This window comes from Actinopolymorpha alba DSM 45243 (genome assembly GCF_000373925.1).
In the GTDB taxonomy this organism is placed as follows: domain Bacteria; phylum Actinomycetota; class Actinomycetes; order Propionibacteriales; family Actinopolymorphaceae; genus Actinopolymorpha; species Actinopolymorpha alba.
In genome coordinates this window covers 35,090-55,361 of record NZ_KB892769.1, presented here as the reverse complement: position 1 = coordinate 55,361, position 20,272 = coordinate 35,090, and the positions used below count along the sequence as shown (strand labels likewise).

Annotated in this window: 18 protein-coding genes; 13 read left to right on the top strand and 5 right to left on the bottom strand. The window is 70.3% G+C overall.

Annotated elements, in window-relative coordinates; all coding sequences use genetic code 11:
* The first annotated feature begins 1 nt into the window (after window position 1).
* The 9 genes from cydB (at window position 2) to B141_RS0123875 (ending at window position 11,358) form a co-directional block, all read left to right on the top strand.
* Entirely contained in the window at window positions 2-967 is a 966-nt protein-coding gene (gene cydB / locus B141_RS0123910; protein ID WP_020577717.1) for a cytochrome d ubiquinol oxidase subunit II, read from the top strand.
* Window positions 964-2,673: a thiol reductant ABC exporter subunit CydD gene (cydD, locus tag B141_RS42375; RefSeq protein WP_040422108.1), complete on the top strand. Its 1,710-nt coding sequence runs from the start codon at window positions 964-966 to the stop codon at window positions 2,671-2,673. The genes cydB and cydD overlap by 4 nt, the downstream gene beginning before the upstream one ends.
* Before the next feature lie 13 nt (window positions 2,674-2,686).
* A complete protein-coding gene (cydC, locus tag B141_RS42370; protein ID WP_040422107.1) occupies window positions 2,687-4,321 on the top strand; it encodes a thiol reductant ABC exporter subunit CydC in 1,635 nt (544 codons plus the stop codon).
* A gap of 456 nt (window positions 4,322-4,777) precedes the next feature.
* Window positions 4,778-5,743: an LLM class F420-dependent oxidoreductase gene (locus tag B141_RS0123900; RefSeq protein WP_026257528.1), complete on the top strand. Its 966-nt coding sequence runs from the start codon at window positions 4,778-4,780 to the stop codon at window positions 5,741-5,743.
* A 350-nt stretch (window positions 5,744-6,093) separates the two neighbouring features.
* Window positions 6,094-7,575, top strand: coding sequence for a DNA-3-methyladenine glycosylase 2 family protein (locus B141_RS0123895; RefSeq protein ID WP_026257527.1), 1,482 nt, complete (start codon window positions 6,094-6,096; stop codon window positions 7,573-7,575).
* A 55-nt stretch (window positions 7,576-7,630) separates the two neighbouring features.
* A complete protein-coding gene (locus B141_RS0123890) occupies window positions 7,631-8,191 on the top strand; it encodes a methylated-DNA--[protein]-cysteine S-methyltransferase (protein WP_020577714.1) in 561 nt (186 codons plus the stop codon).
* A gap of 150 nt (window positions 8,192-8,341) precedes the next feature.
* Window positions 8,342-9,397, top strand: coding sequence for a DUF3048 domain-containing protein (locus tag B141_RS0123885; RefSeq protein WP_020577713.1), 1,056 nt, complete (start codon window positions 8,342-8,344; stop codon window positions 9,395-9,397).
* Between the two features lie 79 nt (window positions 9,398-9,476).
* Window positions 9,477-10,325, top strand: coding sequence for a TrmB family transcriptional regulator (locus B141_RS0123880; protein WP_020577712.1), 849 nt, complete (start codon window positions 9,477-9,479; stop codon window positions 10,323-10,325).
* Between the two features lie 22 nt (window positions 10,326-10,347).
* Window positions 10,348-11,358: an adenylosuccinate synthetase gene (locus B141_RS0123875; RefSeq protein WP_020577711.1), complete on the top strand. Its 1,011-nt coding sequence runs from the start codon at window positions 10,348-10,350 to the stop codon at window positions 11,356-11,358.
* A gap of 20 nt (window positions 11,359-11,378) precedes the next feature.
* Here B141_RS0123875 and B141_RS0123870 read toward each other — a convergent pair whose 3' ends face one another.
* Genes B141_RS0123870 through B141_RS0123860 form a run of 3 tightly spaced genes read right to left on the bottom strand, consistent with a single transcriptional unit; the run spans window position 11,379 to window position 14,438 of the window.
* Window positions 11,379-12,251 carry an ABC transporter permease gene (locus tag B141_RS0123870; RefSeq protein ID WP_020577710.1) on the bottom strand — a complete coding sequence of 291 codons (873 nt, stop codon included), beginning with the start codon at window positions 12,249-12,251 and terminating at the stop codon, window positions 11,379-11,381.
* A complete protein-coding gene (locus B141_RS0123865) occupies window positions 12,238-13,254 on the bottom strand; it encodes an ABC transporter ATP-binding protein (RefSeq protein ID WP_237742791.1) in 1,017 nt (338 codons plus the stop codon). Before B141_RS0123865 ends, B141_RS0123870 begins: the two co-directional genes overlap by 14 nt.
* A complete protein-coding gene (locus B141_RS0123860; protein WP_051114169.1) occupies window positions 13,251-14,438 on the bottom strand; it encodes a LolA family protein in 1,188 nt (395 codons plus the stop codon). The genes B141_RS0123865 and B141_RS0123860 overlap by 4 nt, the downstream gene beginning before the upstream one ends.
* Before the next feature lie 115 nt (window positions 14,439-14,553).
* On the opposite strand from B141_RS0123860, the gene B141_RS0123855 reads away from it, so the two are divergent.
* From B141_RS0123855 to B141_RS0123845, 3 genes are all read left to right on the top strand, one after another.
* Entirely contained in the window at window positions 14,554-15,219 is a 666-nt protein-coding gene (locus B141_RS0123855) for a response regulator transcription factor (protein WP_026257525.1), read from the top strand.
* Window positions 15,220-15,221: 2 nt separating this feature from the next.
* Window positions 15,222-16,610, top strand: coding sequence for a sensor histidine kinase (locus B141_RS0123850; RefSeq protein ID WP_020577706.1), 1,389 nt, complete (start codon window positions 15,222-15,224; stop codon window positions 16,608-16,610).
* A gap of 316 nt (window positions 16,611-16,926) precedes the next feature.
* Complete coding sequence (locus tag B141_RS0123845) at window positions 16,927-17,250, top strand: hypothetical protein (RefSeq protein WP_020577705.1); 324 nt, start codon at window positions 16,927-16,929, stop codon at window positions 17,248-17,250.
* On the opposite strand, the gene B141_RS0123840 is transcribed toward B141_RS0123845, so the two are convergent.
* Window positions 17,239-17,913, bottom strand: coding sequence for an RNA polymerase sigma factor (locus tag B141_RS0123840; RefSeq protein ID WP_020577704.1), 675 nt, complete (start codon window positions 17,911-17,913; stop codon window positions 17,239-17,241). The two genes, B141_RS0123845 and B141_RS0123840, sit on opposite strands and share 12 nt — an antisense overlap.
* Before the next feature lie 252 nt (window positions 17,914-18,165).
* Window positions 18,166-19,026, bottom strand: a complete 861-nt coding sequence (locus B141_RS42365; protein WP_020577703.1) for a hypothetical protein — start codon at window positions 19,024-19,026, stop codon at window positions 18,166-18,168.
* 637 nt (window positions 19,027-19,663) lie between these two features.
* On the opposite strand from B141_RS42365, the gene B141_RS42360 reads away from it, so the two are divergent.
* Window positions 19,664-20,197, top strand: a complete 534-nt coding sequence (locus tag B141_RS42360; protein WP_051114170.1) for a MarR family winged helix-turn-helix transcriptional regulator — start codon at window positions 19,664-19,666, stop codon at window positions 20,195-20,197.
* Window positions 20,198-20,272: the final 75 nt, after the last annotated feature.

Sequence of the window (20,272 nt, the reverse complement as noted above, 5' to 3'; positions counted from 1 at the left end):
GATGGAGTTGCCCACCCTGTGGTTCGGGCTCATAGCGTTCTTCTGGACGACGTACTTCGTCCTCGAGGGCTTCGACTTCGGCGTCGGCGTGCTGGCCCGGCTGCTCGGCCGCGACGAGAAGGAACGCGGGACGCTGCTGTCGACGATCGGGCCGTTCTGGGACGGAAACGAAGTCTGGTTGGTGGTGGCGGGCGGCGCGATGTTCGCGGCGTTCCCCGGGTGGTACGCCAGCCTCACCAGCACCTACTACCTCCCGCTGGTGCTGATCCTGGTCGCGCTGATCGTGCGCGGAGTCGCGCTGGAGTTCCGGGGCAAGCGGGACGACGCGAGGTGGCGGCGCCGGTGCGACCTCGCGGTCGCGGTGGGCTCGGCGATCCCGCCGCTGGCGTGGGGCATCGCCCTCAGCGGGGCGGCGCGAGGGCTTCCGCTGGACGACCGTGGTGAGTACGCCGGCGGCTTTGGCGAGCTCCTCCATCCGTACGCGCTCCTCGGCGGAATCGCCTTGCTGGCTTTGTGTCTGCTGCACGGAGCGGTGTTCCTCCGGTTGCGGACGACTGGAGAGCTCCGCGCCCGGGCCGGGCGGATGGTCCGGTTGCTGGGTGCGCCAACAGCGGTGTTGGGTGCCGGATTCCTTGTGTGGACAGGAGTTCAGGACCGGTCGGCGGGCCTGATCGGGCTGGTCGCGGCCGCCGGTCTCGCGGTCGGGCTGCTGGTCCGCCGTGACGGTTGGGCGTTCGTCGGGTCGACGCTGGCCGTCGGGCTGACGGTGGTGGCGATCTTCGTGTCGGCGTTCCCGGCCCTGATCCCGTCGACGCTGGACCGGGCGTACGACCTCACCGTGACAGGCGCGGCATCACCGGCATACGGCCTGCGAATCCTGACCTGGGCGGCGGCCTGCTTCGTCCCGCTGGTTCTCGCCTACCAGGGTTGGAGTTACTGGGTCTTCCGTAAGCGGGTCGTGGGATGAGGCCGCTCGATCCACGGCTCCTGCGGTACGCCCGGGCCACCGCGGTGTACGTCGTGGCGTGCGTGGTGATCGGTGCGGCGACGGCGGCACTGGTCATCGCGCAGGCGGAACTACTCGCGGGCGCGATCGGTGCGGCGTTCTCAGGCGATCTGACGGGCGCGGTGCTCCGCACGACCCTCGTGGCGCTCGGCGTTGTGGTGCTGGGCCGCGCGGTCCTGGCGTGGGTGCAGGAGGTGGCGGCCCACCGGGCCTCGGCCGCCGTCAAGCAGACCTTGCGGCGGCGACTACTCGACCACGTGGTCGCCCTGGGCCCGTCCTGGCTGGTGGGTGAGCGCAAGGCAGCCTTGACGACGCTGACCACGGCAGGTCTTGACTCCCTCGACGGCTACTTCGCCCGCTACCTGCCGCAACTCGTCCTTGCGCTGATCGTTCCCGGTGCCGTGGTCGCCTGGATGTTCACCGCCGACCTCATCTCCGCGGTCACCGTCGCGCTCACGCTGCCGCTGATCCCGATCTTCATGGTGCTCGTCGGACTCGCGACCCGAGCGCAGACCCGGCGGCGGTGGCGCGCCCTCGCCGTCCTGGCACACCACTTCGCGGACGTGCTCGCCGGCCTGCCGACACTGAAGATCTTCGGGCGGGCGAAGGCGCAGGCCGAGGCGGTCCGCCGGGTCTCCGACCGGCATCGCGGGGAATCCCTGGCCACGTTGCGGATCGCGTTCCTGTCGTCGCTGGTCCTTGAGTTGTTGGCGACGCTCTCGGTGGCTCTGGTGGCGGTCGGTGTCGGACTCCGGCTGGTCGATGGGCGCCTCGATCTCAAGACCGCGTTGCTCGCCCTCATCCTCGCGCCGGAGGCGTACCTCCCGCTCCGCCTGGTCGGCATGCACTTCCATGCCAGCGCGGACGGACTCGCGGCTGCCGACGAGGCGTTCCGGGTCCTCGAGACGCCGGCCCCGAGGAGCGATGCCCGGGCACCCGTTCCAGATCTCCGCAGGGCTGTGTTGACGGTGGCTGATCTCGCGGTGAGGTATCCCGACCGGGACCGTCCCGCTCTTTCGGGACTGTCGTTCGAGCTGAGACCGGGCGAGATCGTCGCGGTCGCGGGGGAGAGCGGCGCCGGCAAGTCGACCTTGCTCGGGGTGCTGCTGGGCTTCGTCCCGCCGGCGTCGGGTGAGGTCCGCGTGGGTGGAATCGATGCCAGCGACCTCGACGTGAACGCCTGGCGCGCCGCGCTGGCGTGGGTGCCGCAGCGTCCCGCTCTGCTGGCCGGCACCATCGCCGACAACGTACGCCTCGGTGCGCCTCAAGCAACCGACTCCGAGGTGGTCGCGGCTCTGGCCGCGGCCGGCGCCGCCGACCTCGACCCCGGCACCGTGGTCGGCGAGCGCGGCGCGGGACTCTCGGCCGGGCAGGTCCGCCGGGTGGCGCTGGCGCGGGCGTTCCTCCGTGCCGCGATCCGAGCCGACGCCGGCGCCGCGAGCCTTCTCCTCCTGGACGAGCCCACCGCCGGTCTGGACGCCGGCACCGAGGCAGTGGTCGCGCGGAATCTCCGGGAGTCGGGCCACACCACGCTGCTGGTCACCCATCGACCCGCCCTGCTCACCCTGGCTGACCGGGTCGTGGAGGTCCCTCTGCCCCCGTCCCGGTGCTGTATGGACCCGGCCCCGACGGGTTGCGCCCGTCCCCACCCCGCCCCGGTCTGGTAGGAGCGGCGTCGTGATGGCCTGGCTGAGAAGCACCCCGCTCCGCCTCGCACTCGCCGTGCTGGCCGGACTCGCAGCGGCGGCCAGCGCGGTGGCGCTGATGGCGACGTCGGCGTGGTTGATCGCGCGGGCCGCCGAGCATCCGCCGGTGCTCGTGCTCATGGTGGCGATCGTCGCGGTCAGGGCGTTCGGGCTCGCGCGCGGTGTGCTGCGGTACGTCGAACGCCTGGTCTCCCACGATGCGGCGTACCGCCTCCTCGGCGGCACGCGAGCGCGCGCCTACACCAGGCTGGAACGTCTGGCGCCCAACGGCCTTTCGGCGTTCAGGTCAGGTGACCTGATGACCAGGCTGGTGACCGACGTCGACGGCATCCTCGACGTCGTACTCCGCGCGGCGCTCCCGGTGGTGGTGGCGGCGCTCACGGGTGCGGCCACCGCGGCGCTGCTCGGCGTCCTCCTCCCGGCGGCCGGCGTCGTCGCGACGGTCGCGGTGGGGCTGGCGCTGCTCGGCGTCCCGTGGCTCGTGGCGCGGACGAGCCGGCAGGCCGATCGCGCGCTCGCCCCGGAACGCGGGCGGCTCGCGGCCAGGACCGCGGAGTTGCTCCACGCGGCACCCGACCTGATTGCCTACGACGCTGCCGGTCCGGCGCTCGAGGCGGCGGCGACCAGCGATCGGCGGTTGCGCGCGGCCGAGGGGCGGGTCAGTTGGAGCAGTGGCCTGGGTGCCGCGCTGCTCGTGCTGCTCGTCGGTGGGACCGCGTGGGCGGGCCTTGCTCTTGGCGTGCCCGCGGTGCGGTCCGGACGGCTGGACGGCGTACTCCTCGCGGTCGTCGTTCTGACGCCGCTCGCCCTGGCTGACGTCCTCGGTGGCCTGCCGCTCGCGGCCGCGGCGGCGGGTCGGGCCCGGCCGGCGCTCGGCCGGATTCGCGGCATCCTCGACGCACCCGAGCCGGTCTCCGAACCAGTCCAGCCGATACCCCTGCCGCCAGCGCCGTACCACCTGCGGGTCGAAGATCTACGTGTCCGCTGGACCGGGGACGGGCCGTGGGTGCCCGATGGTGTCAACCTCGACCTCCCGCCTGGGCGCAGGGTCGCGCTGGTGGGACCCAGTGGTTCGGGAAAGTCCACGCTGGCGCAGGCGCTGGTGCGGTTCGTCGAACCTGGCGGCGGACGGATCACTCTCAACGGCCAGGACCTGCGGGCGTTTTCCAGCGACGACGTACGCCAGATCGTGAGCCTCTGCGCGCAGGACGCGCACGTCTTCGACACCACGCTGGCCGAGAACGTCCGGCTCGCGCGGCCTGGCGCCACCGACGACGACGTCCGATCCGCACTCCGGCGGGCGCGGCTGCTCGACTGGGTGGACACGTTGCCAGCGGGCCTCGACACCCGAGTGGGCGAACACGGCGAACGCCTCTCCGGAGGCGAGCGCCAGCGTCTCTCACTCGCCCGGTGCCTGCTCGCGGACGCTCCGATCGTGATCTTCGACGAGCCGACGGAACACGTCGACGACGCGATGGCTGCGGCGTTGATCGGCGACCTGATGGCGGCGACGTCGGACCGCACCGTCCTACTGATCACCCACCGGGAGGTGCCCCCGGAGTTGGTCGACGAGGTGGTTTCGCTGGCTGCTCGCGTCTGGTCGCGCTAGCGCGCCTTCTGGGGTTGTTGGCGCGATGTTGATCAACGGTCCCGAATTCGGACACCCATCGCAGGGAGTGCCCGATTTGCGGACCGTTGATCAACATCGCCCTTTGCGAACGCCCAGGAGTCGCGCGATGCGTGGGCGTTCCCGACGAGACGCGTGAGGTCGTCGACGCGGTCTCACGTACTGGGCCCTGACTTGGCGGAGGTGTGTCGGTCTAGAAGCCGAGACACCTCCGCCAAGTCGGCTCCCGCTCTCTTCAGGATGCCGCGATCTCGCGGCGTGTTGATCAACTTCGCCCCGCCGGCCCGGGCCGGGCCGGGGGAGTGCCGAGGCAGGTCGTCCGATATCGGCCGGCTTCCCTGAGGGAAATCCCCGCGTAACGCATACGTTTGCCGGCTGTCGGTAGGGTCCGATGGCGAGGCATCCGGTAAGCGGATGCGGGAAGGGACGATGGTGCGCATGACTGCGCGTTTTGGTGTGTTCGTACCTCAGGGTTGGCGGATGGACCTGGTCGAGATCGCGGACCCGGTCGAGCAGTACGAGGCGATGACCGCCGTCGCCAAGGCCGCGGACGCGGGCCCGTGGGACTCGATCTGGGTTTACGACCACTTCCACACGGTGCCTGAGCCCACCCCCAACACGACGTTCGAGTGCTGGACGATCACGTCCACACTGGTCCGCGACACGCAGCGAGTCAACGTTGGCCAGATGGTCGGCTGCAACGGCTACCGGCACCCCGCGCTGTACGCGAAGATCGCGTCGACTGTTGATGTGGCAAGTCACGGCCGCCTGTACGCCGGTATCGGCGCGGGTTGGTATGAGCACGAGTGGAAGGCGTACGGCTACGAGTGGCCGGAGCTTCGCGACCGGATGGGCGCGTTCCGTGAGGCCACCGAGATCATCTACAAGATGTGGACCGAGGACGAGCCGGTCTTCGACGGCAAGTACTACTCGATCGACAAGCCGATCAACGAGCCGAAGGGTGCCCGCAAGCCGCACCCGTCGTTCTGGATCGGCGGTGGCGGCGAACAGGTCACCCTGAAGCTGGTGGCGAAGTACGGCGACGCCGCCAACATCGGTGGTGGTGACCCCGACACGTTCCGGCACAAGGCGAACGTGCTGCGTGGGCACTGCGAGAAGCTCGGCCGCGACTACGACTCGATCATCAAGTCGACGAGCCTCAACGTCTTCCCGATCGAGAAGGGTGCCGACCCCGAGAAGGCGTCGGCCAAGGCGCGTGGCCGGATGTCGTACGAGCAGCTCGCGAAGAGCACCATCGTGGGTACGTCCGACGAGATCGCGGCGAAGGTCGAGGCGCTGGTCGAGGCCGGCTCCGACTACCTCATCACCTACGTCCCGGGTGTGGCGTACGACCACGAGCCGATGCTGCGGTTCGCAGAAGAGGTCATCCCGCGGTTCAGCTGAGACCGTCACGGCTGATGTCCGTTCGGCCGTGCGGGTGTGGCGGTGACGGATCCGGAGACGGATCCGGAGACGGATCTGGAGACGGATCTGGTCGAGGTGGAGGTACGTGCGGATCCATCGGGTCCGCGGGGCGAGGGGTCTCCCGTACGAGTGCTCGTGCGGGAGGCCCCTCGCCGTATGTTCGGCCCGGGCGTACGCCGAGCCCTGGTCAGGAGTGCGTGCGCAACAGGGCGTTGACGTCGGTGTAGGCCTGCGCGTCGACGCGGGCGTTGACGAACAGCGGTAGTCACGCCGACGATGACGTCGGATTCCCGCCAATCAACGCGCTGACCACAGACTATGTTGACGGGGTGCACACCGACTTCGACCGCTGCGTGCGGGCCGTGCAGTCCAAGGACGCCCGCTTCGACGGCTGGTTCTTCACCGCGGTGCTCACGACCGGCATCTACTGCCGGCCAAGCTGCCCGGTGGTGCCGCCCAAGGTCTCCAACATGCGCTTCTACCCGACGGCGGCGGCCGCGCAGCAGAACGGCTTCCGCGCCTGCAAGCGTTGCCGCCCCGACGCGAGCCCGGGCTCGCCGGAATGGAACACCCGCGCCGACCTCGTGGCGCGGGCGATGCGCCTGATCGCCGACGGCGTTGTCGACCGGGACGGCGTACCCGGCCTCGCGACCCGGCTCGGGTACAGCACCCGGCAGGTCGAACGACAGCTTCTCGCCGAACTCGGCACCGGTCCGCTGGCCCTCGCCCGGGCGCAGCGGGCGCAGACGGCGCGGCTGCTGATCGAGACGAGCACCCTGCCGATGAGCCAGGTCGCGTTCGCGGCCGGCTTCGCGAGCGTTCGGACGTTCAACGACACGGTTCGCGAGGTGTTCGGGCTCACGCCGACCGAGCTTCGACGGCGCTCCACGAACGGACGGTCGGGCGCGACGCCCGGCCTGCTCTCGTTGCGGCTGCCGTTCCGGACGCCGCTGTGTCCGGACAACCTCTTCGGCCACCTGGCGGCTACCGGGGTCCCGGGCGTGGAGGAGTGGCGGGACGGAGCGTTCCGGCGGACGCTGCGCCTCCCGCACGGTCACGGCGTCGTGTCGCTGCGGCCGGAGCCCGATCACATCGGGTGCCAACTCCGGTTGACCGACCTGCGCGACCTGTCCCTCGCGATCACGCGGTGCCGGTGGATGCTCGACCTGGACGCCGATCCGGAGGCGATCGACGAACTGTTGCGTGCCGATCCGGTGCTCGCGCCGTACGTCGACAAGGTTCCAGGCCGACGAGTGCCTCGTATGGTCGACGGTGCGGAGATGGCCGTCCGAGCCGTACTCGGCCAGCAGGTCTCGACCGCGGCGGCCAGGACTCACGCGGGCCGGCTGGTGATGGCGTACGGCGAACCGATCGAGGATCCGGGCGGCGGGCTCACGCACCTCTTCCCGGACGTCGAGGCGCTCGCGTTGCTGGATCCCGCTTCCCTCGCGCTTCCGGCCAGCCGGCGTACGACGCTCACGACCCTGGTCGCTGCCCTTGCCCGTGGGGAGATCGACCTGTCCGTCGGCGGCGACTGGCATCAGGCCCGGACGCAGCTGGCCGCGCTGCCCGGGTTCGGTCCCTGGACGATCGAGACGCTCGCGATGCGTGCGCTCGGGGATCCGGACGCCTTCCTGCCCGGTGACCTGGGGATCCGGATTGCTGCCCGTGATCTCGGCCTGCCCGCCACGCCCGCGGCGCTCACTTTGCACGCGTCCGCCTGGCAGCCCTGGCGTTCCTATGCCGTGCAGTACCTCTGGGCCACCGGCGACCACCCGATCAACCGGCTGCCGACGGCCACCGTGGCGTGACCACGAGACCGCCGTCTCGTCACGATCCCCAACCCTGGTAGGAGAAGGCCGCTTCATGAGTACCACCCGCACGACCGCCCGACGCGCCACGACCGCCGGACGTGCCCTGGCTGGGCGAGCCATGACCGGAGATCGCACCTACACCGTGGTCGACAGCCCGGTCGGGCCACTCACCCTCGTCGCGAACGACGGGGTACTCGCGGGCCTCTACATGCAGGACCAGCGGCACCGGCCGCCGCAGGAGACCTTCGGCCAACCCGACACGGAGCCGTTCGGCGAGGTGGCCGCGCAGCTGGAAGCCTATTTCGCGGACGGCCTCGAGGCGTTCGACGTGCCACTCGCACCGGTCGGTACGCCGTTCCAGCAACGCGTGTGGTCCGAACTGCGGAACATTCCGTACGGCGAGACCCGCAGCTACGGCCAACTCGCGGACCGACTCGGTGCGCCGGGCGCCTCCCGCGCGGTCGGGCTCGCGAACGGCCGCAACCCGATCGGGATCATCATCCCGTGCCATCGGGTGGTCGGGGCCGGCGGTGGGCTCACCGGATATGGCGGTGGACTGCCGAGGAAGCGGTTTCTGCTCGACCTGGAGCAAGGGGTTCGGCGTCTCGCCTAGTCACCCTCGCGTTCTGAATTCCGCCACCCTACTCAGGCGAGAAGGAGTCGGCGGCGAGGTTCGACTCCGATGCCCACCCCATACTCTGTTGGCTTCGTTGTCGGATCCGTCCAACTTCGGAGCGTCCCACCCCAATCGAGAGTCAGTAATATGTCGGCGCCACACAAGAACCGACCCTTCGCGGCTTTTGCCGCGGTCGTCCTCCTGGCGACTGTCGGGTGCAGCAGTCTGGAGCCGCGCGACGAACCAGCCGCGCCTGGCGCGTCCCCGACCGTCACGACCTCGACCACGCCGTCGTCGACTCCCTCGTCGACGGTGAGTGCGACCGCGCCGAGCCCGAGTCTCCCCGCTTCGATCCAGCCGTTGAGCGGTCTTCCGGGTTCGGCCCGCAAGCCGGTTCTCGCCGTGAAGATCGACAACGTGGCGGCCGCCCGTCCGCAGACGGGTCTCTCGAAGGCCGACCTCATCTACGTCGAGCCGGTTGAAGCCGGCCTCGCCCGGATCATGGCGGTCTTCTCCTCCCGGCTGCCGTCCACGGTCGGGCCGGTGCGCAGCGCACGTGAGTCCGACCTCGAACTCCTGCGCCAGTACGGAACGCCGGCGTTCGCCTACTCGGGTGCCAACGGCAAGGTGTTGCCGCTGATCGCGAAGGCTCCGGTCGAGGACGTCTCGCCGGCGCACGCGGGCTCGCCGTACTTCCGCGGCACCGCCAAGCCGGCTCCGCACAACCTGTACGTCAGGCCGGCCGACCTGCTCGCACGGGCGCCGAAGGCGAGCAAGGCCCACGACATCGGCTTCCGCTTCGGCCCCGCGCCCGCCGGTGGTCGTGCCGACATGAGTGAGACGGTGCGTTACTCCGCGTTCAAGGTGGGCATCACCTGGTCGGCGAGCAAGGGGCGCTGGACGGTCTCCATGGACGGCAAGCCGTTCGGAGCCGCCGACGGTACGCCGGCCCGCCCGTCGACCGTCGTCGTGCAGTACGTCGACATCAGCCCGTCCCGGTTCGGTGACAAGTGGGGGAACAACTCGCCCTACACCAAGTCGGTCGGCTCTGGCCGGGCGCGGGTGCTGCGGGACGGCCGGTCCTACGACGCCCACTGGTCACGTCCCAGCGCCACCAGCGGGACGTCCTTCACCACCGCCTCGGGCCAGCCGATGACCTTCGCGCCGGGCCAGGTCTGGGTGGTGTTCGCCCCGCGGAGTTGACGTCTCGGCGGACTCTCCGCGAGAGCCAGGGTCAGGAGTAGTTGCGGACGCTACTACTCCTGACCTAGGCTTCCTCCATGTGATCGACGAACTCGTGCGGGTGGGCTTCTCCTCCCAGGAGGCCCGCGTCTACGTCGCCTTGTTGCGGCAGCCCTCGGCGACCGGTTACGAGCTCGCCAAGATCGCGGGCCTGCAGCGCGCGAACGTCTACCAGGTGCTTGCGACTCTCGCCGAGCGCGACGTCGTCGAGCAGGTCAGTGACTCACCCGCACGGTTCCTCGCGAAGCCGCCGGCCATGGTGTTGGGCCGGATCAAGCAGGAGACGGTGCAGCGCTGCGACTCGCTGATCGTCGATCTCGCCACGCTCGCGCGACCCGCCGAGCCCACGGCGTTCTGGAGCCTGAGGGGGCGGGAGTCCGTGCTCGAACGCGCCGGCGCCCTGGTCTCCGACGCGCGCGAGCGCATCGCCGTTTGTCTGTGGGCCGACGACCTGGACTGGATTGGCACGCCGCTGCGGGCCGCCGCGCAGTCGGGGTGCCAGGTGGTCGTCAACGTGTTCGGGGACGTGCCCGTCGACTTCGGCGACGTCTACCGCCACGAACCCCCCGCCAAGACCGTCGGCGGGCACCTGTTCACGCTCGCGGTCGACTCGGGGACGGCGCTGATCGCCTCCCTGGACGAGCCGGCGGGCGCGGTCTACACCGAGCATCCGGCGCTGCTGCGGGTGGTCGAGAAGCTCATCCGAGACGAGGCCTACCTCGCGGCCATCTACGAACGCCTCCGCCCCGAGTTGGAGGAGACGTTCGGCCGGCACCTGGTCGAGCTTCGGGCCAGGCTGCTTCCGCCGGACCAGGCCGACGCGCTCATGTCGGTGGTGGGCTTCGGTGCTGACCAGGAGATTGTCAACGATCTGTTGACGGAGAGCTGAATCCCTTGAGGAGGGTGACAACGTGGGTGCGGTGATCATTGTCGACGCGTTGTGGGGCGACTCGGGAAAGGGCAAGGTGTGTGCCTACCTTGCGGTTCGCGACGACGTACCCCTCGCGGTTCGCGCGGGGGTGGGTACGAACGCCGGGGCCAGCGTCACCCTCGAAGACGGCACGCTGGTGAAGGCCAGGCAGCTACCGACCGGGTGGATCAATCCGCGTACGAAGGTGGCCGTCGGCTCCGGAGTCCTGGTGGATCCTGAGGTCTTCGCCGCGGAGGTGGCGGAGTTCGACCTCGCGGAGCGGGCTCTCGTCGACAGCCGCTGCGCCCTCATCACTCCCGAACACATCGCCGCCGAGCGCCGGGACGCCCATCTCGCCGCCACAGTTGGCTCCACGTGTACGGGCAACGGTGCCGCCCGGGCCGACTTCATCCTGCGGCGGGCCCAGCAGGCACGTGAGCATCCGGCGCTGGCGGCGTACCTCACCGACGTCGCGCGGCAGGTCAACACCGTCGCGCGCGAGGAGGTGGTCCTCGTCGAAGGATCCCAGGGAACCCTGCTGTCGCTGGCGTTCAGCGACGAGTACCCCTACACCACCTCAGACAACTGCACCGCGGCCGCGGCGATGGACGACGTGGGCCTCAACTGGCGCCTGGTGCAGGACGTGGTGATGGTCGTCAAGGCGCTCCCCACCCGGGTGGGCGAAGGCCCGCTGCCGTACGAACTCTGCGAGCGGGAGGTGCTGCGGCGCGGTATCGCGGAGTACGGCGTCGTGACCGGTCGACCGCGGCGTAAGGCGGGCCAGCTCGACTGGGATCTGCTCGAGTACGCCACGATGCTGAACGGTCCGACCCAGATCGCTCTGACGTTCTGCGACCACGTGGATCCGGCCATGCGAGGGGCACGTCACCGGGACGCGATCACCCCGGCGGTACGGGCCCTGATCGACCAGGTGGAGCGGGTGACGGGTGCGCCGGTTGTCCTCCTCGACACCGGTCCGCGCCTTGGTGACCTGATCGACCTCGCCGCCTGAGGTTCGCGATCACCGGCAGGTCAACTGGTGATGTCGCGGCTGGAGAAGCGGGCCCAGGCGGCGGCGAGGAAGATCAGCGTGTAGGCGGCCGCCGACCCGAGGCCAGGCCAGATGGAGGTGGTGGCGATGGGGGAACGCAGCAGGTCACCGAACGCCATCCAGTAATGGCTGATGAGGTACGGGTGGAGCCAGTCCAGCTGGGGGATCGCGTCCAGGATGTGGCTGGTGATGGCGAAGATCAGCGTCGCGATGGTCGCGCCGATGGGCTGCTCCGTCAGCGTCGACACGAACAACCCCACCGCGCCGAGCGCCGCCAGGCAAGCGGCGATGTAGCCGCAGACGAGTACCAGCCGGACGAGGCCGGTGCCGAACGGCACCTGGACGCCCGACAGCAACGTCAGGGGTCCGCCTCCGAACAACACCAACCCCGCCAGCGCACCGACAGCGGCGATGAGCGCGGTGGCGGCGACCGCGAACACCACGATGGCGGCGTACTTCACGGCGAGGAGGCGGGTGCGGTGCACTGGCACCGCCAGGAGGTTGCGCAACGTTCCCAGGTTCGCCTCACCGGCCACCGCGTCACCGGCGATCGCGGACACCGCGAGCGGAAGGAAGAGCGGCAGCTCGACGGCCAGCGCGGCGAGCGCGACGAAGAGCCCGTTGGACGTGATGCTGCTGAGGAAGTCGGGTCCGCCTCCGCCCGGCCGCGGAGCCGTGACCTTCACCGCGATCGCGATGATCAAGGGTACGGCGGCCAGGACCGCCATGCCCGCCCAGTTGCGGCGCCGCCCGAAGATCAGGAGGAGTTCGGAACGGAAGAACCGCGTGCTGATCCGCCGCAGGGCGGGGAGATTCGCGGCCGTCGGGTGCGTCGCCGCCTCAACCGCTGACATCAAAACCCTCCCCGGTCAGGGACACGAACACATCCTCGAGGTCGGGCGTCACCACACCGAACCCACGCACGGGTACGCCGTCCTCGACGAGCGCACTGATCAGCTTCTCGGGCCCACCGTCCCTGTCGGCCACCACGTCGCCGAGCACGGCGGTCACGATTTCCCCCTCGACCAGGATCTCTGTCAACCCGAACCTGCGCAGCGTCTCGACCGCAAGGCTAGGTTGACGGCTTTCCACGCGTACCCGCGCGGTCGCGTCAGCCCGCAGCTGCGTGAGCGGTGCCTGCGCGACCAGCCGACCCACGTGCATCACACCAACGTGGGTGCAGATCTGCTCGACTTCGGACAGCAGGTGGGTGGACAGCATGACGGTCGCGCCGTCGCGCGCCAGCTCGGTGATGAGGGTGCGGACCTCGCGGGTCCCCTGCGGGTCGAGGCCGTTGGTCGGTTCGTCGAGGATGAGCAGATCGCGGGGCTGCAGGAGGACGCCGGCAAGGGCCAGTCGCTGCCGCATGCCCAGGGAGTAGGCGCGGTACCGCTTCTGGGCGGCGGCCAGCAGTCCGACGCGTTCCAGGGCCTCGTCGATGCGGGCGGCCGACGTACGCGGATCCGCGTGGCGGTCAGCGGCGTCGAGCCGGCGGAGGTTCGCCCGCCCGGAGAGGTACGGATGGAACGCCGGACCCTCCACGAGCGCGCCGATGCGCGCGAGGGCGGTGCCGGCGCCGGCCGGCATCGGGTGGCCGAGCAACTCGTGCTGGCCGCTGGTCGGGCCGACCAGGCCGAGCAACATGCGGATCGTCGTGGTCTTTCCCGAACCATTCGGCCCGAGAAAGCCGTAGACCGACCCGGCGGGCACGTCCAGATCGATGCCGTCAACGGCGACCTGCCCCGACCGGAATCTCTTGGTGAGCCCGAAGGTGCGGACCGCCGGATCGTGCCCGTGGCGCCCGCCAGGGGGATGCGGCTGGCTGGCGGGCGCCACGGGTGTGCTGGAGACTGTCACTTCGTGGATTCTGCTACGGAGTAGAGCCGTTCGGGGCTCACCGCTCCGGCGAGCACGCGACCGTCATCGGTGACCAGCACCGAGAAGAGCGAACTCTTGAGCAGTCGGCCGCTGCCCCACGCCCCGCTCACCTTCGGGAGCGCCGCCAGCACCGCACTGACCTGGTTGTCGGACCCGGACGACCCCGCGGCCGGGACGTCGCGGGCGAGGACCACCGTGGTCCAGCCCTTGCCGACCACCTGCGGACGGTCTGCGCCGGCCGCGGTCCCGGGCTTCGCGTTCGGGTGCGGCGCGCCCTTCCTCGCGTGGTCGAGGCCGGCGTGCTCACCCGGCGTGACCTGCTTGACCTTGGTGCCCGGCGGAGGCGAGAACGTGAACTGGTCGGCGCTCGGCGTACCAAAGGTGATCTGCGTGAAGCCGACCTGGAACGCCGGCTCGCTCGCGCCGCGGGCGAAGACCTGCACCTGCAGCGGGATGTGCTTCGCGCCGTCGATCGCGAGCCGCACCTGGCCCACCAGCGAGGTGGTGTCGCGGGGGGTCAGGATCAGCTGGTAGGCGGCCCGCCCGGCAACGGTGGTGGTGGCGTCCGTTGTCACCTTCGTGGTCGGATCGATGGCCGCGAGCGCCTGCTTGGCGGCGTCTTCGGGAGTCTGCGGCAGCTGCGACCGGGCCTCCGGCGGCAGCGGATCTCTGCCCTTGACCTTGGCCGGCAGCACGACGTGGGTCGCGGACTTGGAACTGCTGGACCAGGTCCAGACGTCGCGGCCGTTCCTGATGATGTCGGACTCGCCGAGCGTTCCGAGCAGGGCGAGCCGGGACCGCTGCGGGCCGTCGTACCACACCTTCAGTGTGTGGTTACCGGAAACGAGGGACGACAGCTCCGAGCTTCCGTCGCCGCCGCGGAGCGACGGGAGTTGTGGGAGACCGAGGTCCGCCTGGTGTACGACCGTGCCCGAGAACCCTCCGGGCTTGGCGGTCTGCAGGTCGACGAGGAGTTGCTCGGCGGTGCGCGATGGCAGCGCACCGGCCGCCTGCGCACGAAGAAGCGTCCCCGCGCTACCGACTGCGAGCGCCACCGCCAGGACGGCGATGGGAGCGATCCAGCGCAGGGCGGGACGAGATATGAGCAACTCCGCCACCTCCTCAAGGAACGAGCACGCCCGGCTCGGGCGCGTCCCGTCCATCCTGCGCCAGGCGTCCTGTGAACAGGCTGAGAACGCCCGAGAGTCCAGGGATCAGGCTCTGAGACTGTGCGACGTCAGAGGATGTGCCTGGTTCACCCGTGACAGGCTGGACGTCGTGCGACTGCTGCTGGTGGAGGACGAGGTCCGGCTCGGCCGGGCGCTGGTGCGCGGGCTGGCCGCCGAGGGATTCGTCGTCGACCTCGCGACGGATGGCGAGGACGGACTGGAGCGTGCCCGGCACGGCGACTACGACGCGGTGGTGCTCGACGTGATGTTGCCGCGCGTGTCCGGCTACGACGTCGTACGCACCATGCGGGCCGAACAGAACTGGACACCCGTCCTGATGCTGTCGGCCAAGGACGGGGAGTACGACCAAGCCGACGGGTTGGACTCCGGCGCCGACGACTACCTCACGAAACCGTTCTCCTACGTCGTCCTGCTCGCCCGGCTGCGCGCCCTCCTCCGGCGCGGTGCTCCGGAACGCCCCGTGATCCTGACCGCCGGGGAACTCACCCTCGACCCGGCCAGCCGCCGGGTGACCCGAGCCGAGGCGGAGATCGCGCTGACCACCCGCGAGTACGCCCTGCTGGAATATCTCATCCGCCGGGTCGGTGATGTCGTACCCAAACTGGAGCTACTCGACCACGTCTGGGACGCGTCGGAGGACACCGACCTCAACGTCGTCGAGGTGTACGTCGGTTATCTCCGCCGCAAGATCGGGCGCGAGGCGCTCGAAACCGTCCGCGGCGTGGGATACCGGCTGGTCGACGGCGAGGCTTAGCGATGCGGCGGTGGTGGCTCGGCGCGAGCCTGCGGGCGCGCCTGATCCTGATCGGTGCGACCGGAGTCGCGGCGGGGCTCGCGCTCGGTGGCCTGGTCCTGCTGCAGACCCTGACGTACACCCTGCAACGCAACCTTGACAGCAACGCCAGCCAGACCGCGGCGACGGTGGTGTCCCTGATCAAGGCGGGCCAGCTGTCCGACCCGATCCCGGTCGGCGCGGGGACGACCGCGATCCAGGTGGTAGACACCCAGGGGCGGGTGCGCGCCGCCTCGGCGGGATCCGACCGCCTGGTGCCGGTCCTGCGTCCCACCGAACTCGCGTTGGCCGAGAGCGGTAGCCGGTTCACGATCAGCGGTGAACGCCTTGCTGTCACCGGGCCCGTGCGGGTGGTGGTGGGGAAGGCCGGGGCTGGTACCGATTCCATGACCGTGCTGGTGGCGGTGTCGGCCCGCGGGCTGCACGACTCCGTGGCGGTTGTCAAGGGGACCTTGCTGGTGGCGTTTCCCTTGCTGGTGGCGGCTCTGGCCGTCCTTGCCTGGCGGGTGGTCGGCTGGACCCTCCGCCCGGTGGAGTCGTTGCGCCGCGGCGCGGCCGAGATCACCGGCGCCAGGACTGGCGGCCGGCTGCCCGTGCCCTCCGGCAAGGATGAGGTGCACCGACTCGCGGTGACGCTCAACGACATGCTCGCGCGTCTGGATGCGGCCCGGCAGCGGCAGCGTGCCTTCGTGGCCGACGCGGCGCATGAGTTCCGCAGCCCGCTGGCGAGCATGCGGACCCAGCTCGAGGTGTCGTCCCGCCTCGGTCCGGACGCCGTCGACTGGTCTGACGTGGCGCGCGACCTGCAGGTGGAGGTGGACCGCCTGGCCCGGCTGACCGACGACCTTCTCCTCCTCGCCCGGGCCGACGAAGGAGCCCTGGCCCCGCCCGCGGTGGACGTCGACCTGGCCGGCGTGGTCCGCGAGGTGGTCGGAAGGTACGCCGACGCTCGGGTCCCGGTGACGTCGTCCAGCGAGGGGGAGTGGCAGGTGGAGGGTACGCCGGACGCCCTCCGCCGGGTGGTCGCGAACCTCGTCGACAACGCCGTACGCCATGCCCGGTCCTGCGTCGTGGTCGCGGTGTCGGGCACCTGCACTGACGGCGGCCGGCGCGAGGTGCTGCTCACGGTGACTGACGACGGTCCCGGTATCCCGCCGGAAGATCGGATGCGGGTCTTCGACCGCTTCACCCGCCTCGACGACGCCCGCGCCCGCGACGACGGTGGCAGCGGGCTCGGCCTCGCCATCGTGCGGGAGCTGGTCCGGTTGCACCGGGGGTCCGTCGTACTCGCTGACGCCGCGCCGGGTGTGCGCGCGGAGGTTCGCCTGCCGGTCGCGTCAAGGAGCGGTTGACGGGTCGTCGTCGTACGGCGGGTCTGGCAAACGGCGGGTCCGTGCCGGCTGGACGCCCAGACACGGCACGGACCCGCCATCCCCCTGCGGGCGGTCCACGATGTCCCGGCGTCGGGTCGCCGATCGGGGCCACCCCCCAGTCGCCCGATCAGGTCCCGGTTCGCGAGTATCCGGCCCACCCAGGATGCAAGTCGCCCCCGATGGTGGTTCGGTTACACCAACCGTGGGGCAGACCCCGAAATTGACGCCTCCTTGCAGCGACCTGTCCATCGGCGCGTAACCGGACGGGTTATTGCGCGACAATGCTCATATCGAGATGGACACTGATGCCGCCTGCCGCTTGATCCAGAAGCTTCGCGACTTCGCGCGGACGCAGCTGGACGCGGATGAGCGTGCCCTGCTCGCGATCCTCCTCGCACCGGGCATCGCGCAGGCCTACCCCGACGACGGCACCCCGGAGCTGGCCGCGACCCGCTGGAGTGCGCAGGCGCTGCCGGACGCGCTCGCCGGAGTCCTGCGGAGTTCGGGGGTACACGTCGTCGGACTTCAAGAGCGTGCCGGCGGTGACCCTGACGAGCACCCTGAGCCCTCGGAGCCGCCCGAGCCACCCGCCGACGTCGCGCCACCGTCAGCCGTATAGCGCGCGCCGGACCGACTCCTCACAGACGGAGCAGCTCTCGGCGTGCCGTGCGGCGGCCGTCGTTCCCTCGCGTTCGACGATGGTCGCGAGCTCGCGGCAGCGGGTGTCGGCGCCGCCGCTGAGAAGCTGGAGCACGAGCGCGGCGCGCAGACGCCGGCGGGCCCGGTGCAGCACCACCTTCGCCGCACCATGCTTGATTCCTAGGGCGGCAGCCACGTCGGCGACCTCGAAACCGAGAGTGACGAGGTTGAGCGCCACCGCGTCCCGCTGGGAGAGCCCCACCACCAGCCCGTTGACCACCGCGGCGACGTCACGGAGCGCGGCCAGCTCGGCCGGATCGTTGTTGTCGGGCGTGGCGACGTCCACCTCGTCGAGCTCGTCCTCGGTGATCCGGGAGAGGTTCCTCCGGAAGTCCACGGCGGTGTGCCGGGCGATCGACAGCAGCCAGGGCCGGAACCGCTCTGGGTCGCGCAGCTTGTCCAACGACGCGAGCGCCCGTGCGAACGTCTCCTGGACAGCGTCGGCCACCCGGTCGGGATCCCTCAGATGGTCACGAACGGCGAGTTGTACCGCACCCACGTGGATGCGGTACAACGGCTCGAACGCCTCGCGGTTGCCCGCACGCACGGCGTGGACGAGTGACGCAACACTTGCCTCAGTCACGGCAGCACCAGATGGGCTCCGGACGTCCTGAGGGTCGTCAGACAGAACGTGCCCAGGACTCTCACCCACCGCTCGACCATGACTGTTTCCTTCCCCGTCGGGCCGACGCCTCTCATCGAACCTCAGACCAGCGGTGACCTGCGCACACATGGCAGAAGTTTCGGTGGGGTCGGGCCCGATGGGGAGTTGTTCCGGGCACACGGTGTGTCGGCGTGTCGGCCTCGCGACCCGGACGGTGCGCCGAGACTCCGGTCAGGATTGGGCGAGGCCGTCCGCCTGCGCCGCGACGTACTCGATGCCGAGCGCCCGCGCCCAGCGGCCGATCTCGGTGGCGAGGGCGCTCGCGGCGGCGGTGTCGCCGGTCTCCCGGGCGAGAACGGCGAGCAGGATCTGCTGCGCGAGCGCGCCGGGCACGAATCCGGTGGACTGCCGGAGCACGGTGGATCGTTCCCAGAGGTCCTTCGTACGCTCCAGATCGCCGGCATCCTGCGTGTGCCCGCCGAGATGGCGCAGTGCGTACGACGCGAGAACGTCGTCGCCCCAGCGCTCGGCAAGGGCCAGCGCCTCCTCGTAGTGGGCGGGCGCGGAGGCATGGTCGCCGGCCAGGACGTCCACGATGAGCCCGTGGTAGAACGCCGTCCAGCCGGCCCGTGCCGGTGCGGGCGCGGCCTCGTGCAACTCGGTGGCGCGGTTGGTGAGATCGGCGATCACGCTTGCTGCCGGGCCGGTCGGGTCGGTCGGGCCTTCGTCGGTGGGCGCGTCGCCGGAGGCGAAGAGGGCCTCCGCGTAGTCGCGCCGTAGTCGTAGGAGGTCCAACTCCCACGCGAAGGCCCGGTCCGGCGCGGTCTCCAGCGCGCTGGCGGCACGTTTGAGCGCCTCCTCCGCGCCGCTGGTGCGGAGCCAGAAGTCCCGGTCCGTCTCCACGGCGGCCACGGTCAGAGCCAGCCGGACCCGGTCGAGCGGATCATCGACGACGGTGGAGTCGAGCAGAAGGGCCGCGGCGTCCCATCGGCCGCCGAGGACGAGTTCGCTCGCGGCGGAGAGTACGGCGTCGAGGCTGGTGCGCGCGCCGGCCGTCGGGGACTCGGCGTGGCTCGGATCGGTTGTGGTCATGGCCCCGGAGATTAGTTCACCGGCGAACTTTTCACCAGTGTAATGTTTGCGCACTCGGGCAGAGTCTCGGCGAAGAGGCGGTGGCGGAAGAGGCGGTGGCGGGGGTTGGCGCGTGAAGTCGAGCGAGGTGTGCCAAGTCGTCACCATGCAAGCCGAATTCAGCGTGCTTCGTTGGGAGATGCCGCGTGAGGTGGTGGCTGTCTCGAATGACGTACACCCGGTCGTACCGGATAGCGAGTGGCTTATTCAAAACCTCGGGCGCCGGACAGGTTGCTGGGTCTGAGCGAGCCGGACCCGGGCCATGATGGCGCTCAAGATCATTTCGGGGAAGTGGCCCACGCTTCGCGCGGAACGTGGGCCACTTCCCCGAAAAGGATCTTGCTCGGGTTCGAGAGTTGCTCACTATGCGAGATCGCCCACCGAGGTTGCGATGACTTGGCGGAGGAGTTTCGGCGAAGAAGCCGAGAGACACCTCCGCCAAGCCGGCTCCCGCTCCCCGCTCGTTGCCGCGAACAGTCAGTGCGACGGGTTGTGAGTAAGAGGTCGCGCGACCTTCGGCCACCCACCGAAGAGTTGAACAAGTCCCCTGCCGTGGGAGGTGGGTGGCGGGCACGGCGCGGCGCGGTACGGTCGCCGGATGGAGGACTGGATCGACCGGCACGTGGAGCTCTGGAGTCGTGAGCTGCCCGACCTCGATCCGCTGGCCGAGCAGATCATCGTCCGGATGCAGGTGTTCGTGCGGGCGATGTCGCGTACGAAGCAGGCCGCGCTGACCCGGCACGGTCTCGACGTTTGGCAGTACCAAACGCTGCTCGACCTCCGCCGTCGTGGTGCGCCGTACCACGCCACACCGAGCGAGCTCGCGAGTTCCCTCCAGCTGTCACCGGCCGCCATGACCAAGCGGCTCGACGCTCTCGAACGCGCCGGGTTCGTCCGGCGTACGCCAGACCCCGGCGACCGGCGACGGATCGTGGTGACCCTCACCGACCAGGGGCTAGCCGCGTGGGAGCAGACGGTCGGCGAGCAGTCGACCGTGGAGATCGACGCCCTGGGGCACCTCAGCCTGGCCCAGCGCAAACAGCTCGCGGCGCTGCTCCGCCGGCTCGTGCTCGCCGCCGACGAGCTGGACACACCCGGATCGGGTGGGAGTGGCCGCGACTCTGACGCCTGAGTTTCGGGCGGCCGTGGCAGGACCCGGGCAGCCGGGAACGGCGTACCGGTGCCGTGGTCCTGCGGCCGTCCGCGG

What these genes read in the sequence shown, in the direction of transcription:
- B141_RS0123845 (WP_020577705.1), top strand. Translation starts at nt 16,927, where the DNA reads ATGGACACTGATGCCGCCTGCCGCTTGATCCAGAAGCTTCGCGACTTC.
- cydC (WP_040422107.1), top strand. Translation starts at nt 2,687, where the DNA reads ATGGCCTGGCTGAGAAGCACCCCGCTCCGCCTCGCACTCGCCGTGCTG.
- B141_RS42360 (WP_051114170.1), top strand. Translation starts at nt 19,664, where the DNA reads ATGGAGGACTGGATCGACCGGCACGTGGAGCTCTGGAGTCGTGAGCTG.
- B141_RS0123900 (WP_026257528.1), top strand. Translation starts at nt 4,778, where the DNA reads ATGACTGCGCGTTTTGGTGTGTTCGTACCTCAGGGTTGGCGGATGGAC.
- B141_RS0123885 (WP_020577713.1), top strand. Translation starts at nt 8,342, where the DNA reads ATGTCGGCGCCACACAAGAACCGACCCTTCGCGGCTTTTGCCGCGGTC.
- B141_RS42365 (WP_020577703.1), bottom strand. Translation starts at nt 19,026, where the DNA reads ATGACCACAACCGATCCGAGCCACGCCGAGTCCCCGACGGCCGGCGCG.
- B141_RS0123850 (WP_020577706.1), top strand. Translation starts at nt 15,222, where the DNA reads ATGCGGCGGTGGTGGCTCGGCGCGAGCCTGCGGGCGCGCCTGATCCTG.
- B141_RS0123870 (WP_020577710.1), bottom strand. Translation starts at nt 12,251, where the DNA reads ATGTCAGCGGTTGAGGCGGCGACGCACCCGACGGCCGCGAATCTCCCC.
- B141_RS0123890 (WP_020577714.1), top strand. Translation starts at nt 7,631, where the DNA reads ATGAGTACCACCCGCACGACCGCCCGACGCGCCACGACCGCCGGACGT.
- cydD (WP_040422108.1), top strand. Translation starts at nt 964, where the DNA reads ATGAGGCCGCTCGATCCACGGCTCCTGCGGTACGCCCGGGCCACCGCG.
- cydB (WP_020577717.1), top strand. Translation starts at nt 2, where the DNA reads ATGGAGTTGCCCACCCTGTGGTTCGGGCTCATAGCGTTCTTCTGGACG.
- B141_RS0123860 (WP_051114169.1), bottom strand. Translation starts at nt 14,438, where the DNA reads ATGGACGGGACGCGCCCGAGCCGGGCGTGCTCGTTCCTTGAGGAGGTG.